This window comes from Flavobacterium aquidurense (assembly GCF_002217195.1).
Lineage (GTDB): Bacteria > Bacteroidota > Bacteroidia > Flavobacteriales > Flavobacteriaceae > Flavobacterium > Flavobacterium frigidimaris.
On sequence record NZ_MUGR01000001.1, the window covers coordinates 64,558 to 81,190 of the forward strand.

General features: G+C 33.6%; 11 protein-coding genes. 5 read left to right on the forward strand and 6 right to left on the reverse strand.

Annotated elements, in window-relative coordinates; genetic code table 11:
* Positions 1 to 17 precede the first annotated feature (17 nt).
* On the forward strand, positions 18 to 1,715 hold the full coding sequence (locus B0A67_RS00295; protein WP_072953477.1) for a hypothetical protein: 1,698 nt from the start codon (positions 18 to 20) through the stop codon (positions 1,713 to 1,715).
* Complete coding sequence (locus B0A67_RS00300) at positions 1,708 to 2,724, forward strand: hypothetical protein (protein WP_123887305.1); 1,017 nt, start codon at positions 1,708 to 1,710, stop codon at positions 2,722 to 2,724. Before B0A67_RS00295 ends, B0A67_RS00300 begins: the two co-directional genes overlap by 8 nt.
* 7 nt (positions 2,725 to 2,731) lie before the next feature.
* Here the strand turns inward: B0A67_RS00300 and B0A67_RS00305 are convergent, their stop codons facing one another.
* On the reverse strand, positions 2,732 to 3,769 hold the full coding sequence (locus tag B0A67_RS00305; protein ID WP_072953480.1) for a hypothetical protein: 1,038 nt from the start codon (positions 3,767 to 3,769) through the stop codon (positions 2,732 to 2,734).
* A 170-nt stretch (positions 3,770 to 3,939) separates the two neighbouring features.
* Here B0A67_RS00305 and B0A67_RS00310 point away from each other — a divergent pair, with 170 nt between their 5' ends.
* The 3 genes from B0A67_RS00310 (at position 3,940) to B0A67_RS00320 (ending at position 8,783) form a co-directional block, all read left to right on the forward strand.
* Positions 3,940 to 4,230 (forward strand): DUF6965 family protein, encoded by a 291-nt coding sequence (locus tag B0A67_RS00310; protein WP_072953482.1) that lies wholly within the window; start codon positions 3,940 to 3,942, stop codon positions 4,228 to 4,230.
* 311 nt (positions 4,231 to 4,541) lie between these two features.
* Positions 4,542 to 5,723: a DNA polymerase IV gene (dinB, locus tag B0A67_RS00315; protein ID WP_072953484.1), complete on the forward strand. Its 1,182-nt coding sequence runs from the start codon at positions 4,542 to 4,544 to the stop codon at positions 5,721 to 5,723.
* Positions 5,724 to 5,726: 3 nt separating this feature from the next.
* Complete coding sequence (locus tag B0A67_RS00320) at positions 5,727 to 8,783, forward strand: DNA polymerase III subunit alpha (protein WP_072953486.1); 3,057 nt, start codon at positions 5,727 to 5,729, stop codon at positions 8,781 to 8,783.
* Positions 8,784 to 8,788: 5 nt separating this feature from the next.
* On the opposite strand, the gene B0A67_RS00325 is transcribed toward B0A67_RS00320, so the two are convergent.
* The 5 genes from B0A67_RS00325 to B0A67_RS00345 form a co-directional block, all read right to left on the reverse strand.
* The gene (locus tag B0A67_RS00325) at positions 8,789 to 10,723 is read right to left on the reverse strand and encodes a hypothetical protein (RefSeq protein WP_123887307.1); all 1,935 of its coding nucleotides are present in this window, start codon (positions 10,721 to 10,723) and stop codon (positions 8,789 to 8,791) included.
* A gap of 145 nt (positions 10,724 to 10,868) precedes the next feature.
* Positions 10,869 to 11,687, reverse strand: coding sequence for a hypothetical protein (locus B0A67_RS00330; protein WP_072953490.1), 819 nt, complete (start codon positions 11,685 to 11,687; stop codon positions 10,869 to 10,871).
* Positions 11,687 to 12,166: a hypothetical protein gene (locus tag B0A67_RS00335; RefSeq protein ID WP_072953492.1), complete on the reverse strand. Its 480-nt coding sequence runs from the start codon at positions 12,164 to 12,166 to the stop codon at positions 11,687 to 11,689. Before B0A67_RS00335 ends, B0A67_RS00330 begins: the two co-directional genes overlap by 1 nt.
* Positions 12,163 to 14,439, reverse strand: coding sequence for a UvrD-helicase domain-containing protein (locus tag B0A67_RS00340; protein WP_207557284.1), 2,277 nt, complete (start codon positions 14,437 to 14,439; stop codon positions 12,163 to 12,165). Before B0A67_RS00340 ends, B0A67_RS00335 begins: the two co-directional genes overlap by 4 nt.
* Entirely contained in the window at positions 14,426 to 16,243 is a 1,818-nt protein-coding gene (locus B0A67_RS00345; RefSeq protein ID WP_072953496.1) for an ATP-dependent nuclease, read from the reverse strand. Before B0A67_RS00345 ends, B0A67_RS00340 begins: the two co-directional genes overlap by 14 nt.
* Positions 16,244 to 16,633: the final 390 nt, after the last annotated feature.

A 16,633-nucleotide genomic window follows, 5' to 3' on the forward strand; every position in this document is an offset into this window, starting at 1 on the left:
ATTAAAAAAAAGGTAAAATGATAAATATTAACCAGCTGTTAGAATTCAAAGATGTATTTCCTGAGGAAAAGCCTCAGCAAGTTGTCAATTATTTAAAAAAAATTTCGAAAGAGACATTGCTTAAATCTATCGGTTTCTTTAATACAAAGCCTCTTCCAAATTATGATAATTTTTTCAGCAATCCTGGCATTCATAAGGAAATATCCATCAAAGTCAACAGTTATATATTTATAAACCGAATCAATAAAAAACCTCATGTCCTTAATAAAATAAGTGCCTTAAAATTTGCAGAAATTGTCTTATCCAATTCTCAAATGCTACTTGAAGACAATACCAATGATTCCCCTGATGACGACGAAGTAAATTTATTCAAAGCATTTCTCTGCATCAATACAGAAGTTATAAAAAAACAGGTGTTGGATAATGTAAATGATGAAAACTTTGAAAAAATAGTGGATTTCAGCATAATCTTTACCTTTCCCTCTGCTGATTTGGCCATTACTGAAAATGACGATTTGGAATTTTTACATTTGCTTTATGCCACTTTTTATAAGGTTGAGAGTCTTTTCGCCTTTCTTAATTCCAAACCCGAATATGCAAACATAAAAGAAGGGTTTATTAAATCTTTTAATGTTTCAACTGAAGCGGAATTTATTGATCAGATGACATTTCTCTTCGGGCAATTGATGCGTTTGAAAGGAACCAACAGCTATTTGTGGAATGTCGAAGATAAGGATGCGCAAGCATTTCTAGACTCAATGGTATCAGACGATATCGCTCCGGATGAAGATTTCACGCACATAAAAAATAGTCCGATCTATAAGGCCGGTGATAATCTTTACTCAATTGTCCATTACTTTTTCGTAGTGGATAAATTTTACAAAAGCGCAAAATTCAAACTTAAAGAATTGTATGAAAAGGATCTACCTTTAAAAGCTTCGCATGGCAACTTCTTCAGCTTTTTTAACAGTGAATTTTCTGAAAGCTTTCTAATGAAAAACATCTTGGATGAAATATTTTCACAAGAACATTTCATAAAAAAACCGCAGAGAGAAAAAGAACTTCCTGGAGAACCTGATTATTATGTTCGCCAAGACAATGAAGTTTTTATTTTCGAGAATAAGGACGTGTTAATTGCGAAAGGCATAAAAGCATCGGCCAATATAGAACAGATAAATGCTGTCCTAAAGACAAAATTTTTAGCTGACGGCACAAAGAAAGTAGGTATCGGCCAGCTCGTCACAACAATTGCTGAGATTGGCAGCGAAAAATTTAGGTTCGATGATTTTGTAAATTCAGCAAAAGCACTTACCATATACCCTATTTTACTGGTCCACGATAGAATTTTCCAAACTTTAGGAATTAACTACAGACTTAATCAATGGTTTAAGGAACAGTGCGCAAGCAGACTCGGCGGTCTGAATGAAACTTTCAATATTAAAAGTCTTACTGTTTTAGATATAGACACTTTAATTCTCTGGCTTCCCTATTTTCAGATAAAGGATGAAAATTTCAAGAAAATGCTGGACTTGCATTTAGACAAAATGAATTACACAAAGGAGGTGATTAATGCTAAAAGCCAAGCTGAATTGCTGCATCGAGCGAATGAAAATATCACGGAACAGCTATCCCCAATTTCTAGAAGAATAATTTCCTATAAAATGGATAAAGAAAAGTTTATTGACAGATTCAGAAATGTATTTAAAAATGAATAACCCAAAGCGCATTTTAAGGATTTTTTTCGAAGGATTCTCTACAGTGGCCAAATCATACAGTAAATGCATCCTTTTGATGCGCGAATGCGATTTTTCAAAATCATACCTTTATGAAACCATTTCCAGCAGAAACTTCGTTGTGTGCTCTGAAATAATAATTGATCTTCTTATTGAATCCCGATGCGAAGAAAATGGCGGAGATTTATGGAAGGCATACCTAATTGCCAATAATGAGGGATATTCTTTTCAAAGTTTTGAAGAACCCAGATTTTCAAAACTGTATTTCTATGATATTCCCCGATTTTCTGAGTCCGATTTTGAAAACATTATTGAGCACTTTGGCGGAAGCAAAATTGCAGAAACTACATCTATGACTCCTGATTTTATACTTGGAAATATTGCAATTGAACTAAAGGACCTGCAAAAGGAAAGCCTGTTTAATGATGACAGGAGGACAAGCATTGCGAAAATCTTCAAAACTGACAGCAGATTTTCTATAAACATTAATTTTTCAAACCTTGACCCTGAATGCCAAAAAATATATAAGCGCACAATTGCAAATTCAATAAAAAATGTAATAAGCAAAGCCTCGAAACAAATAAAAGAATTTCAAAAAATTAAATCGATAGACTCTTCTGGCGTATTTATACTTAATACCGGCTATTTTAGCCTCGATCATAGCCTGCTCAAAGAAATTGTTCAAGAAACAATTTCAAAAGACACAAAAACTATTAAATTTGCCTATATTTTCACGCAAAGCGTTTATCATAATGCCGTAGGAGATTTGCAGACAGATTATAAACAGGATTTAATCGGCATAATGCCAGATAAGCTTGACGGTATATACGAGGCATGTCTTAAGATTATTAATCAAAAAATGTCAAGCATATTTCAGGCAGCTAAAAACAGCAGCCCTACGGCAAGTCCGCAATATCCAATATCTTTCTTTGCCGACAATAAAATCTTTTATTGGACACCTCCCCGCATTGAACCATCCATAAAAATATGAAAAAGAATTACTCATTGGAAAGAAATTCCCCCCTCTCGTTAAAAAGAAAACTATAATGCCCCATCTTTATCTCTTGCAGAACTTTTAGATTATGGTCGTTAAGCTCTACTTTAATTGAAATATAGTGATGGAGTAAAAATGATCGATCCTCAATAACAGTCTGCTCCTCTTTAAGTTCCCATAAAGGCGGAAGCTGCGCAAAAATTGTATATTTTCCTTCACCATTATCTCTAATTAGAGATTTAAAAGCAGGTCTGTTTTTTAAATTAATATTTATAGCATTTAAATGTGCGATAATTTCACGAATCTGGTAACTATTAAGGGAGCCTTTTAATTTCCTGAGATCGTTCCACACATTCAAAGAACCGCGACAGTCGTCTATTACTATAATCATACAGAAACTGCCTATACGTATCATCGCAACCTTACCGTAAGGTGTATCAATATAGTCAAATAAATTATCATGCTCAAAATCTGCGATAGGAAAAATAAGCATTGTACCGTAGACTTCAGGTGAAATTTCAGCTCCCGTATAAAAGCTTCTAATTAGACAATGGATATGGTGCATATCCTCCCAGTAGTGATGGTCCCCAATTTTACCATCGTTAAATCTTTTATCGCGATTCATTTCCAACGTTCTATCCTTCAAATGCGTTTTAAAAAAAATCAAAGCAAGCCAATTGAATAAAAGGGCGGCCTTTTCCCGATCATCAGATAGCTCTTTTCGTATATCTACAAAATCTTTTTTAAGTAGTTCACTTATTGGAACTTCAAATGTCTCCCCTAACTTGGAATTGCAATCTTTACAACAGGGTATTTTATACTGCCCGTAATTGAATTTAGTGCCGTTTGGAAGGGTAATTCTTTTTTTGTGCAGTCCAAATCTATGCAATACCCAGTTGGGAATGATATGTTCATCATTAAACTCTTTTGAAGACGCTTCTGCTCCACAAATGAAACAGCAATTTCCTTCTACTATTTTTGCCTTAAAATCCTCGAAGGAAAAAAAGATAGTTTTCTCTTCAGTGTTTATTACTGTTTTCATTAAATTAATTAATTATGCTGATTTCTTTTTAGAAATAAATATTGGCAATTGTACAAAATTTAACTCATTTTTCTCACAGTCAAGGAATACTTTATTTATATGTTTTTCTATTCCAACCTGAAAGCTCCAAAGTTTGCCTAGTGTCCGGCTTTTGTCTAATTTTGGTCCCTATGAATCATGAAGAAATTAAACGTTATTTTGAGGCCAGTCCTCCGCCGAAAGAAGTCCAATTGACACCGTGGGCCAACATTACCGATACCCAGGTTTTTCTAAAGAGCTGCTACAGCACTATCAGAAACTTTAACGGACCGGTGGACCGATGTCCGGCATGGTGGCACCTTAGGGATTTTTATATTCTCATGAAAAAATCCGCCCAGAAGGCTACTGTGGAAAAAATAGAGGAAACCCCATTTGAAGAAATCTCAGGTGAAGAATCTTCAGAAACTGAAACCGCTGTTTAAAATTATTTATTAAGAGACTACCGAATAAAAGACAGCCCCGCATTATTGCTGCGGGGCTGTCTTTTATTTATCTGATTTATAACTCCAAAACAGCAGCATTTAAATTCTATTTAAGGATTGTATTAAAAAATAACTTCATAAAAAATGACGATGCGTAAATTCTGAATAAACGATTTCCGGCTTAAAAAAGCACTCTTTTCAAATCCCTGAAAAATAAGGATTTTAGAATTTTGTTATTATTTATAACATTAAAATAAAAAAATTTGATACAATCTGTTACTAATTTTGATTTGTATAAAAATGAACAGATGATGAGCAGAGCAATTGTACATATCGACATGAACACGTTTTTCGTATCCTGCGAAAGACTCACCAATTCCGAACTTAACGGGATACCGCTGATCATCGGCGGTGGGGAAAGAGGCGTAGTGGCTTCGTGTTCGTACGAGGCCAGAAAATTCGGTGTTCGGTCCGCCATGCCCATCCACATGGCAATGAAACTTTGCCCGCAGGCCAAAATAATGAAAGGGGACATGGAACTGTATTCCCGCCTGTCCCATGACATTACCGAAATTATTCAGGAAAAAGCGCCGGTGGTGGAAAAAGCCAGCATCGATGAATTTTATCTCGACATTACCGGTATGGACAAGTTCTACGGCAGCTACAAATGGACTGATGAACTTGCCAAGCGGATTACCACACAAACAGGTCTGCCCCTCACCTTTGCACTTTCTGTCAATAAGACCGTATCGAAAATCGGAACGGGCGAAGGCAAACAGAAACAGAACCTGGAGATTCCCGAGCATCTGGTACAGCAGTTTTTAAACCCGCTTTCCATCCGCAAAATTCCGATGGTTGGGGAACAAACCTTTCAGACGCTCTCGCGGATCGGAATCCGAACCATCCGCACGCTTTCAGAAATGCCTTCTGATGTGCTTCAGCAGATGATCGGCAAAAATGGCATAGAACTCTGGAAAAAAGCCAATGGCATCGACAACAATCCAGTGGAACCTTATACAGAAAGAAAGTCCATTTCAACCGAGCATACCTTTACGCAGGACACAATTGACATTCCTAAACTCAACAGGATACTTTTGGGAATGGTGGAAAAATTGGCTTTTCAGCTTCGCTCCGAAGAATGGCTTACCTCAACGGTAACGGTTAAAATCAGATATGCCAATTTTGATACTGAAACAAAGCAGTGCCGGGTGCAATATACCTCAGCCGATCATATCCTTACCAAGACCGTTCAGGAACTTTTCGATAAGCTCTACCAGCGTCGTATGCGTCTTCGCCTTATAGGAGTGCGTTTCAGCGGACTTGTAAGGGGTACTTATCAGATCGATCTCTTTCACGATACTGAAGAAATGCTGGCCTTATATCAGGCTATGGACCGAATGAAAAGCCGTTATGGTTTTGATGCCGTAATGCGGTGCGCTGGTGCTTCTTTCAAACCCAATACTAAAAATGAAATTTTAAAACGTAAACCATAAGTCATGTACCTTAACTGTCATTCCTTCCACTCCTTGCGTTACGGCACGATTCCTTTGGAAGAATTGGTCGAGCAGGCAGTTTCCTTCGGTGTTAAAGCTATGGCTCTTACTGATGTAAATACTGTTACAGGAATTTATGATTTTATTAAATCCTGCCAGCAGGCAGGAATCAAACCTTTGATAGGAATGGAATTCCGTTGGGGATTTTCGTTGTGCTATGTTGGACTTGCTAAAAATGCAGCAGGTCTGGCGGAAATGAACCGTTTTCTGACCCGCCATAATTTTGACAATACACCCCTTCCTTTTCCAGCACCTGAATTTAAGGATGTATTTATAATTTATACTACTGAAAATCTGCCAGACGTTTTAAAAGAAAATGAATATATTGGCATTCGTCCTGAAGAATTGCAGAAACTGATTTTGACTGACCTCAAAAACAGGATTGGTAAAATGGTGGTGCTCCAGCCGGTCACATTCCGTACCAGGACAGAATATAATCTGCACAGAATTCTTTGCGCAGTTGACCGCAATATAATTCTTTCAAGACTCTCACCTGATGACCACTGCCGGGAATCTGAGGTAATGATTGCCTCTGATACTTTAGCTTCTTATTATGAAAATTACCCGCAGATCATCTCAAATACAGAGAAAATTATAGAACAGTGCAATTTTGAGTTTGATTTTAAAACACCCAAAAATAAAAAGTATTACACCAGCAGTAAAAAGGATGATATGAAGCTGCTTAACACTCTCGCTGAGCAGGGCCTTGTATGGCGCTACGGCAGAAATAACATTAAAGCAGAAGCAAGAATGAAAAAAGAATTGACTGTAATTGACCAGCTTAAATTCAGTGATTATTTTTTAATTACTTGGGATATTATCCGCTACAGCAATTCTCAGGGATTTATGCATATCGGAAGAGGAAGCGGTGCAAACAGCATTATTGCTTACTGCCTTGGGATTACTGACATCTGCCCTCTGGAACTGGATCTTTATTTTGAGCGTTTCCTGAACCTTAACCGCAAAAGCCCTCCTGATTTTGACATTGACTGGTCATGGAAAGAACGTGATACCATACTGGAATATATTTTCTCACGTTATGGCTCTGATCACGTCGCCTTTTGTGGTACAAACGTGGAATTCAAATACCGGTCAATCTTTAGAGAGGTCGGCAAAGTTTTCGGTCTTCCGAAGGAAGAGCTGGATGCACTCGCTAAAAACCCTATGGATCTGCACCCTACAAATAAAGTAGTCCGACAAGTGCAGCAGTATGGTATGCTGTTGGAAAAATACCCCAACCAGAGAAGCATGCACTCCTGCGGGATATTGATATCTGAAGAACCTATTACCAATTATACGCCTCTTGAAATGCCTCCCAAAGGTTTTCCTATTGTGCTTTTTGATATGCATACCGCTGAGGACATTGGACTTGAGAAATTTGATATTCTATCCCAGCGTGGTATTGGGCATATTGACGATACGGTAAAACTTATAGAGAAAAACAAAGGTATCCGTCTGAATATCCGTGATACATCCATTTCGAAAAACGAAAAGAGCTGCAATGATTTTTTAGGTATCGGAAGAACTATAGGATGTTTTTACATCGAAAGTCCTGCAATGAGAGGGCTGCTTAGAAGACTTAAATGTGACAATTACAAAACCCTTGTAGCTGCATCGTCAATCATACGTCCTGGTGTTGCCCAGTCCGGTATGATGAAAGAATATATTTTCCGTCATAATAATCCGTCGCGTTTCGAATATTTCCATTCTGTTTTTGAAGAGCAATTGGGAGAAACCTATGGCATTATGGTCTATCAGGAGGATGTTATCAAAATTGCACTTCATTACGGAGGTCTTCCCGCGGCTGACGGCGATATACTGCGCCGTGCTATGTCTGGAAAAGGACGCTCCAAAGCTGCGCTTCAGAAAGTCAAAGATAATTTCTTTGAATGCTGCCAGCGTCAAGGACATCCTTTGAAACTCAGCGAGGAAATATACCGCCAGATTGAGTCTTTTGCCGGATACTCATTCTGCAAGGCACACTCTGCATCTTACGCTGTAGAAAGCTATCAGAGCCTTTACCTCAAAGTGCATTATCCCGTAGAATTTATGACTGCAGTAATAAATAATCAGGGTGGTTTTTACCGTACCGAGGTTTATGTCCATGAAGCAAAGATGTCTGGAGCAATAATTCATAATCCTTGCGTAAATAAGAGTGAGTATGAAACCACACTTTACGGCAGTCATATCTATCTGGGTTTTATGCATCTTCAGGGGCTTGAAGCCAAAATTGCCGTTTTCATTCAGCAGGAAAGAGAAAAAAATGGGGATTACCTTTCATTAGAAGATTTTATAAACCGTGTTCCTGTCGGTATTGAAGGACTCCAGATTTTAATTTTTATTGGTGCACTGCGCTTTACAGGAAAAACAAAAAACCAGTTGTTGATAACAGCAAGGCTGATAATGGTCAATTTTAAACCCGAAAACAGAAATTTAATGCTGCTTCAGGAGCCTATAAAGAAATTTGAGCTTCCGGTTCTGGAGCGCTCCCCTTTTGAAGATGCCTTCGATGAAATAGAGCTCTTAAGTTTTCCTGTATCCTGCTCCCCTTTTGATTTATTGCAGACAAAATTCAGAGGTGATGTAATGGCAAAGGATTTATTGATGTATCATAAGAAAACTGTCCGTATGCTCGCCTATCTCATCTCACGCAAGCACGTCCCTACAAAGATGGGGGCTATGTATTTCGGAACTTGGATTGATGCCGATGGAGAATTTTTCGATACTGTACATTTTACAGACAGTCTTGCGAAATATCCATTTCAGGGAGGAGGCTGTTATTTATTATTAGGGAATGTTGAGATAGATTATCACTTCCCTACTATTACTGTAACCAAAATGGCAAAAATGCCCTTTATTGCTGACCCCAGATATTCAAATACCAATGACAGACAATATAAAGTGCATGAGCAGATTCGTGAAGATGTAAGTATGACGCATCGTAAACCTTATCCACAGGAACATGAGATTAATCTGCCGAGAAATAAAATGAAAAATTAACGTTATTAAGCATTTATCAGGTTCAAAGTTTTTGCATGCGCTTCGACCCTTAAATCATCTTCTATTTTTAAAATGAGCAAAACCATTAATTTAAGCAGTATGCGATAGTCATTTTTTTGCTCCTCCTCATCATGGCTGTTTGTCGCATGTACATACTTATTTCGAAGCCAAAGACCATTAGAGAACCGGTTATTTAAATAGTAATTGAAAAAATCACGCTCAGCTTTAGTGAATAATGCTCCAGAAAAAGCAACAATTTTTAGCTTTTCCATTCTATCTATTTCTTTTCTGATATAATCAGGAAAGTGATAATAGTTTATAACATCGTTATTGTCCAGAATTCCTAGAACAATAAAAAAAGTGTAATTTTTAGGTTTTACCACACCATTTAAATCAGCTATCAGATAGTCATCAGCAATGAATTTATCTATAACTTCTTTTTCATAACTGTCAAAATTTTTTATCATCATATTTTCTGAAATAATCAATTCATAGAAACAGCTGTATTTTTTACCATATTTTTGATAATCAAAAAGAATACTGCTTGTATTAAAAAAATAATTTCTAAGTTTTGAATATTCATTTCCTTCAGGGTATACATATTTTTTCTTTACCCGCGAAGGTATCTTTTCAAAACCAGAAGTTTTGGTAGTAACCTGTAAAAGCTCATAGTCAATACTACCTTCAAGAACAAACAACCGGTATTGCTCAATTAAAGACTCAAACTCAGGCACTATCAACCTGATCTTTTCCAGTGGAGTGCTTATTGAATTGGGAAGGTATAATCTAAAAGTATCCACTTCAAACTTTGAATTAAGATAATCATTTACAAAGTATTGAAGAACATCTTCTATACGTATATCAATGGATTCCAAGAAATATCTATAAAGCTCAAATTTCAATTCTCCTGTTAATGTTCTATCACGAAAATCAAAACTTATTAGAAATTCATTTTTAGATTTCATAAAAATCCTATCGAATGTATCAATTCTTGACGATTTAATTACCATATCAATACACCCCTGAAAATCAATAAAACCAAATATGTTTCTGTAATTCTTGAAAAGATCCTCCTTACCTGTTTTTTCCCTTAATTTCTTAACACTGTAAGAGTAAATCTGTCTTTCTCCTTCCATGATTATCTTTTCTATTTCAAGCTGATCTTCGCTAAGACATGCTCCTTTTGCAACTGTCGTAACATGAGCCTTTTTAAAGTGTTCAGCATTAAGTTTTTTTGAGAGCCTTTTTGCTTTAAGCCTTAATTTGTCACTTATTTTAAGAAATTCAGAATCTTTACTGCTTTCAACCAGACGGACATAATTTAGATTTACATCTTCTATATCCAGATACTTGTCTATTAAAAGCTCCCGATCGTGAAGACTGAAGGATTTGGGAAAATATTTTTCCTTCTGCTCACGGTCATGCTCCTGTTCGTAATAACTTAAAAGATTTTCAGCATTTTTTTCATCAGCTAGCAGATAAGCTTTTATTTCTGGCTCAAAAAATGCTACGATTCTGCTACAGTAAAGAATATCATTGATATCAAATCTTCTTTTCTTAAACAAGGTTAGAAGATCAGCTGTCGTAATTTTTTCATAAATCTTAAACTTGTTAACAAGCATCCAGAATGATTCATGATAATCATATTTAATATCATCATAAAATGAAACAATCAATTCTGATGTAAGGCCTGTAAAATAAAGATTGATTTGCTTTTTAAATTCCTTAATCAGTTTTTTGTACATTTCTGTCTTCTTATCATCCCAATCTTTATGAAAAAATCCATTATCAATATATTCACAGATATGCTGAAGTTCAAGTACATCATTTATAGTATAAAGTGATTTAATATGTCTTCCATTTTCAAGAAATTCATTTATTTTGCCCATCATGGGATAAGATGCAAGGTCTTCTCTTGAAAAAAATATTATTCGTTCCATAAAATTGAATCTTATTATTATATTAATGGTATTGCTGGACAACATTTTCGTATTCAGTTTAGTAAAGTACGAAGATTTTATATTTTTTTTTCAGAAAAAACAAATTAAAAGAGCTTTCAAAATCATAAGTTTAATTAAAAAAACATTAAAAAGGCAGGTCAATTTCATCAATTACTGCATCAGTAGAAAGACTGCTAAATATTTTAGGGTTTAATGATCCTATTTTATTTATATTAACTGAATTATACGCAGTGAAATTTATTAACCCGTTTTCAAAGAGATCAAAAAACAAATTAACACCGTATCTTTTTTCAAGGCTATGTTTTATTTTATCTGTATGAATATTTCCTTTTCCTGAAATCATTAAAGAAGGCGACAAATGCTTAGGGGCTTCAATATGCCATCCCTTTGATAGTGAATGGGATTTTAGTTCGTTGAATAGTCCTATAAAATTAAAAAGCAGTTCTGGAAAAGGAGTAAAGTTCTTAACTTCACAGAAAGTCTGGAGATCTTTATTCGCTACGTAACAAAACTTCTTTGTAGAATTTTTTACCAGATAATGGTCATTCTCTGAAATTATTGAATCTTTATTTATTACCGAAATATCAGGAGTAAGATATATGTCATCCTGAAAGCCAGACTGAACGGTTAAATTATGGTGAATTTCAAAACAAATCTTCATCTGAAAATTTTCATTATCTACAGGACAAGATATTTCAAAAAATGAAAAATTTTCGGGATAACCGTTGGGCGAAAGTTTATACTTAAACTTTCTTGCGATAAGATTTTTTACTTTAAGTTCAAAACCATGATTCTGGTAGTACCTTACAATATAATTGTAACAGCTCATTTCAAAATAGTCACTTATCCTGCTACCCTGATTAGAAATGAAAGTTTTATTTCTTCTTAAAAAATCATTTATTTCATTCTCAAAATCTTCTACTTTTTTAAATGGATTTGGCATTATTCTATTTTGTTGTTATCATCTTCAGCATTATTGTGAGTATTGTTCGCTTCATTGTTGTCAAGGTGCCATTTTAAATTCTTTATTTTTCTCAATAAGTCTTTCGTTTCTACAGTAGTTAAAATATCATGTGTGAGGGAATATTTTTCCAGCAATACATTAAAATTTATCACTATTGCAGCGATACGATTCTTCTCTGCTTCTGTTAATTTATAAGTCCCTATTTTTATTGCGTCCGCTTCACTGTTCCTGAAAACAGTCCCTGCAAATTTGACAGCGCCGTCCATATTTGAAATTACCCTTTTATAAAATATTGCCAATGCAACTACTAATTCGATGGTTTTTGAGAAAGAAATAAGATTTTTATACGCATCTCTGTTCTGGAGTATAAAGTTAATCTCCCGCATTCTATTATAGTATTCATTATACATCGGATTGGATATTTCTCTTGGCAATCTGCTGCAAAATTTTTCAATCATATTCTATCTATATCAATTAAATCATCGATTATAACCCAACCAGCTTCTTTAATTTTATCAATATCATTTTTTATATTTTCCTTTAAAACTGCAAAGCATAATAAATGAGTTGGCCTTGAAAAACCAACATACATCATTTTTAATGCCTGTTTAGCTCTGCTATCTTTACCAACCCGATAAGAATGAAACTCATTAAATAATGGATTTGGCAATAATTCTTCTTTTTTAGTTTTTGTAGCCAATTTTGAAGCAACCTTTAACCTTTGTGTCTCATATTCATGATATGATGATTCAATGTACATTGTTGCACAATGAGTCTGTCCTTTTACTGCGTGGATTGAAGACAAATTAAATTCATTAATTGAATTTTTATTAGATTTTACTAAATAATCACCCTGCCCAATTACATGCTTTGTTTCAATAAACTCTTTTGACTTAAGAATCGATCTTGACTTACTAGTATCGAAGTTATCCCAATTTAATTTTATAAATTCAGATTCTATAAACTTTTTAATTTCTTGATACACTAAATCAATGTCATTATTCGAAACAATTTTAAAGCACCATAAATATAAATTTGATTTAAACCTATTATAATATTCATCGCCCTGACTTTTCATAAAGTCTATAATATTAGACTTTCTAAAATATCTTTTCTTCTCAAAGTCAATATAAATTCCTTCTAACCTTAATATTCTTGAAAATGCATTCAAAATGGATTTTCTTATAGCCTCCATGGTTAACTTTTCTCTGTCAAAGAGCGTCAAGTGCTTATACAAAGAATCAAAATCTTCTTTCTTTTGCTTTGTTTCTTTTGAATAATTTGGAAAAATATCTTTAAGTCTAATTTTCTCATTTCCGATATTTTGTTCATCATTATTCCATTCTGTACTCCAACTAATTATATGGTAACCATTCTTTGATGCACTTGAAGTTTCATTAAGTTTAAAATCTTTAATTAGCTGTGCAAATCTATCTTCAAGTTTATCTTTTGATTCGTTATTAAAAATTATCAAGTGCGGTTTGATTGGAGTATTTAATTTAGCCAATCCGTTAACAACAAATTTTTTAGTTCCATCTTTATCTGTATGTGGATCTAATGTATAATAATTAACAATATTGGCTATCTCTTCCGTTAAACGATTAGATCCAGTTAAATAAATCGGATTCCTGGGAATCCAATCACAATTATCTTTTATTATCTTACCTGAGCTATATATGGATTGATTAATATCCCCAATTCTTTGGATTACAGTATTTGAGCTCTCAGAAAAAAATATGCTGTCTATTAAATCAATTTGGTATCTTTCTAGATCCTGCATTTCGTCTATAAAAACATACTTAAAACGCAATTGAAGTATTTCTTTTATCTGAGGGTTCTTATGAATATACCATTCTGCAAAAGAAAATGAATCTTTATATCTCAAAGAACCTTCTCTATAAAGTATTTCAAATAATTCAAGTAAAATTTTACCTGAATCTGTATTAAATCCTAAAGAAGTATTTTCGTAAATAAACTTTTCTTCAAGAAAATTTAATCTATAAATTAATCCTCTTGAATGTTTTTCTAAATTAACTGAGTCTAATGCTTTCTTATTTACACTAACGATTATACTTTTTAGTGCCTCAGAGATTTGATCGTTATGCGCAATATCCTTGCATTTTTTATAAATCAGAACATTTTTATTAGTTAAAATATTAATAGATTTAAGATTTTTTATTATCTCAAGAGCCTCTTTCTTTTCAATATGAAGTTCGTTTATTAATAAATTTGTGCTTATTAATGCTTCTCTAGAATATATTTGATTAAAGAAATTACCATATAAAGTATTTTTAAAAGGCAATTTTTTTGATAAACTAATTAGTTTATCTGAAGGAATATCATCTTCATTTTTCCTTATGTATGAACCATACTTCTCAAAACAAGCTTGATTTGCTAAAAATCGGTTCGTAAAACTTTGCACAGTACCTATAAAATTGGGATATTCGAAGAGTTGATGACAGTCTTTTTTAAGTTTTTTTTCAATCTCATATACGGCTTGATTGGTATGTGCTAGAACTAGAATCCCTGAACCGTCTACAAAAGGCATATTTTGAGCTATACAATACAGTTTTGCCATTAAAGCTGTAGTTTTGCCACTGCCGGGAACTGCTAGTAAATCACATGTAGTAAAATTTTTTATAAATGGAATTCTCTCTTCATCATCAAAATCATTACCATCAATAAAAATATCTTGCGCTAATTTAATATGCTCATCTTTAACTTTTACCATAACTGCATGCATGTTTAATAGCGTCAATTAAGTATTTCAAATATTCGTCAGTTTCATTAATGGCTAAATGTTTTTGTTTAATTATTCCATTAGCTAATTCAGATGCAATTTTCACCTTTTCAATTCCACTTGTACTATCTTCTTTTTTTAATTTTGAAATTAATTTATCTTGAAATTCAGACTTAAATATTCCATTTTTATCTTTTCTAAATTCTTCAGTTCCCGAATGAACAAGACTGACAGCCTCCTTGAAAAGTTCTGATAAAGTAGATGATTTAAACAAACACCATTCTAAGGTCCATTCTTTTGCCAACTCCAAAGTTATGTTGGTCTTCTCTAATTCACTTTTCAATAAAACTAAATTTTGATTTTTTGTTTGCACTCTTTTATTTTCTTCATTGATAGGCTTGAAAACTCCTTTTCCATCCGGTCTATTATCTAAATCTGTTACAATAGCAACTGGCACTTTCATTTCTTTATCATCCTTTCTTAAAAATATTTTCGCAAAATGTAAATAAGCAGTTGAAGCTACGTTAACAACCGAAACTTCTCTTGCTGTCAAGTCATATCCCATTTTCTGTGCAAGCGCCGGTATCAAAATTTCTTCCGACCAGCCTTCCACTAAGATGACTCCTTTTGCAAAAAACAGATTTGATTTAGTAGTATCTAAAAACCTTTCTAAATACTTATAATTATCTTTTCCTAGCTTAGTGTAATTATCTGCCAGAGGAAAAACAGTATTATCTTTACATATTATTAATGACTTTAAATGAAGCTTTGACGCTATATTTGGACTGTGAGTAGTCAAGATAAATTGAATTCCATTATCAGCTTCTTCACTTAAAGCCTCAATAATTTTCATTTGTGCCTGTGGATGAAGATGAGCTTCAAGTTCTTCAATCAAACATAATTTCAAACCCTCCCATTCACGTTTCAAATGTAATAACTCTGCCGCCATAAAAAGTCTATTCATACTCCCTAAGCCAAGATTATTTCTATCTACAATACCTAGATTAAGTTTCTCTAATATATTCTTAATCTCAGGCTTCCCTAATGAAAACAAAGAAATAGTTTTATCATCAATAAATTTTTCTAAAAAATTATCAATTGTTGCCTTTATCTGTAAGTTATACTTTTTATCACTATCTGTTCCCTTGAAACGATTTTCAATCTTCTTATTAATTTCTTTGAAATCAGTTTCAAACTCATGGTCAATTCCTTTTTCTTTATAAAACAGTTTATGCTTTTGCAATATTTCAGAAAGTCTTGAATTCTTTTTGGCGGTCAATTCACTATCTGCATCTCGTAAAGCTTTTAAATATGTACATTTTAAGTATTCTCTGGCTTCGGCATTTAGCAAATTACCTATACCATCCATTCCCGCTTTCACATCTGATGGAATTACTCTATTATCTCTAACTTCCGCTTGATAATTTAGAATAAGTTTTGGTCTTATCTGCTTAACCATTTTACCGTTAATATCTACTTCTTCTTCTCCCCAGCCAGACCATTCTATAAAATGTTTTCCTTCCTTATCAGAAATACCGGAAAAATGGATTTCAATTTTTAATTTATCAGTCCCTTGATAAAAATCGCTATCCTCAACCTTTATCCATTCATATGCATGAGTTTTTAAAACCAGTTTAATTGCATCTAAAATGGTAGATTTACCAGAATCATTCTCTCCGATTAAAACATTTAAACCTTTATTTAATGAAACCACTAAGTCTGCTTCTCTATTTAAATCAGAAGATTTTGTTCCGTACTTTCTAAAATTCCATAATTTTATTTCACTTATAAACATTTATATTTCTAGATTAGATTATAAATTACCTGTTTCCACTACAATTCTGAGCAAAACAGAACGTCTACACAAATATGAATTATTATTTTAATTCCTCTTTACGGAAAACCGTATTATAGAACAAAATTCAGCATATCCAAAAGTAAAAAATTAGTAAAAACTTGCTTGCACGTACATATACCTAATTTATCAAATTGGCTTTTAAAAATTTTAAAAAAAATGACAATTACTCATTAAAAGTGTTATCAGAAAATAGCACCATTAAAACAAGTTGATTAAATGTTTAAATCATTATCTAATGCATCATTTTACTCAAACAAATAATTTTGAATAAATCAATAGAGTCGCCTTTGAAGAAAATAATTCTGTCAAATATTGCCGTAAGGCCTA

What these genes read in the sequence shown, in the direction of transcription:
- B0A67_RS00295 (WP_072953477.1), top strand. Translation starts at nt 18, where the DNA reads ATGATAAATATTAACCAGCTGTTAGAATTCAAAGATGTATTTCCTGAG.
- B0A67_RS00300 (WP_123887305.1), top strand. Translation starts at nt 1,708, where the DNA reads ATGAATAACCCAAAGCGCATTTTAAGGATTTTTTTCGAAGGATTCTCT.
- B0A67_RS00305 (WP_072953480.1), bottom strand. Translation starts at nt 3,769, where the DNA reads ATGAAAACAGTAATAAACACTGAAGAGAAAACTATCTTTTTTTCCTTC.
- B0A67_RS00310 (WP_072953482.1), top strand. Translation starts at nt 3,940, where the DNA reads ATGAATCATGAAGAAATTAAACGTTATTTTGAGGCCAGTCCTCCGCCG.
- dinB (WP_072953484.1), top strand. Translation starts at nt 4,542, where the DNA reads ATGAGCAGAGCAATTGTACATATCGACATGAACACGTTTTTCGTATCC.
- B0A67_RS00320 (WP_072953486.1), top strand. Translation starts at nt 5,727, where the DNA reads ATGTACCTTAACTGTCATTCCTTCCACTCCTTGCGTTACGGCACGATT.
- B0A67_RS00325 (WP_123887307.1), bottom strand. Translation starts at nt 10,723, where the DNA reads ATGGAACGAATAATATTTTTTTCAAGAGAAGACCTTGCATCTTATCCC.
- B0A67_RS00330 (WP_072953490.1), bottom strand. Translation starts at nt 11,687, where the DNA reads ATGCCAAATCCATTTAAAAAAGTAGAAGATTTTGAGAATGAAATAAAT.
- B0A67_RS00335 (WP_072953492.1), bottom strand. Translation starts at nt 12,166, where the DNA reads ATGATTGAAAAATTTTGCAGCAGATTGCCAAGAGAAATATCCAATCCG.
- B0A67_RS00340 (WP_207557284.1), bottom strand. Translation starts at nt 14,439, where the DNA reads ATGGTAAAAGTTAAAGATGAGCATATTAAATTAGCGCAAGATATTTTT.
- B0A67_RS00345 (WP_072953496.1), bottom strand. Translation starts at nt 16,243, where the DNA reads ATGTTTATAAGTGAAATAAAATTATGGAATTTTAGAAAGTACGGAACA.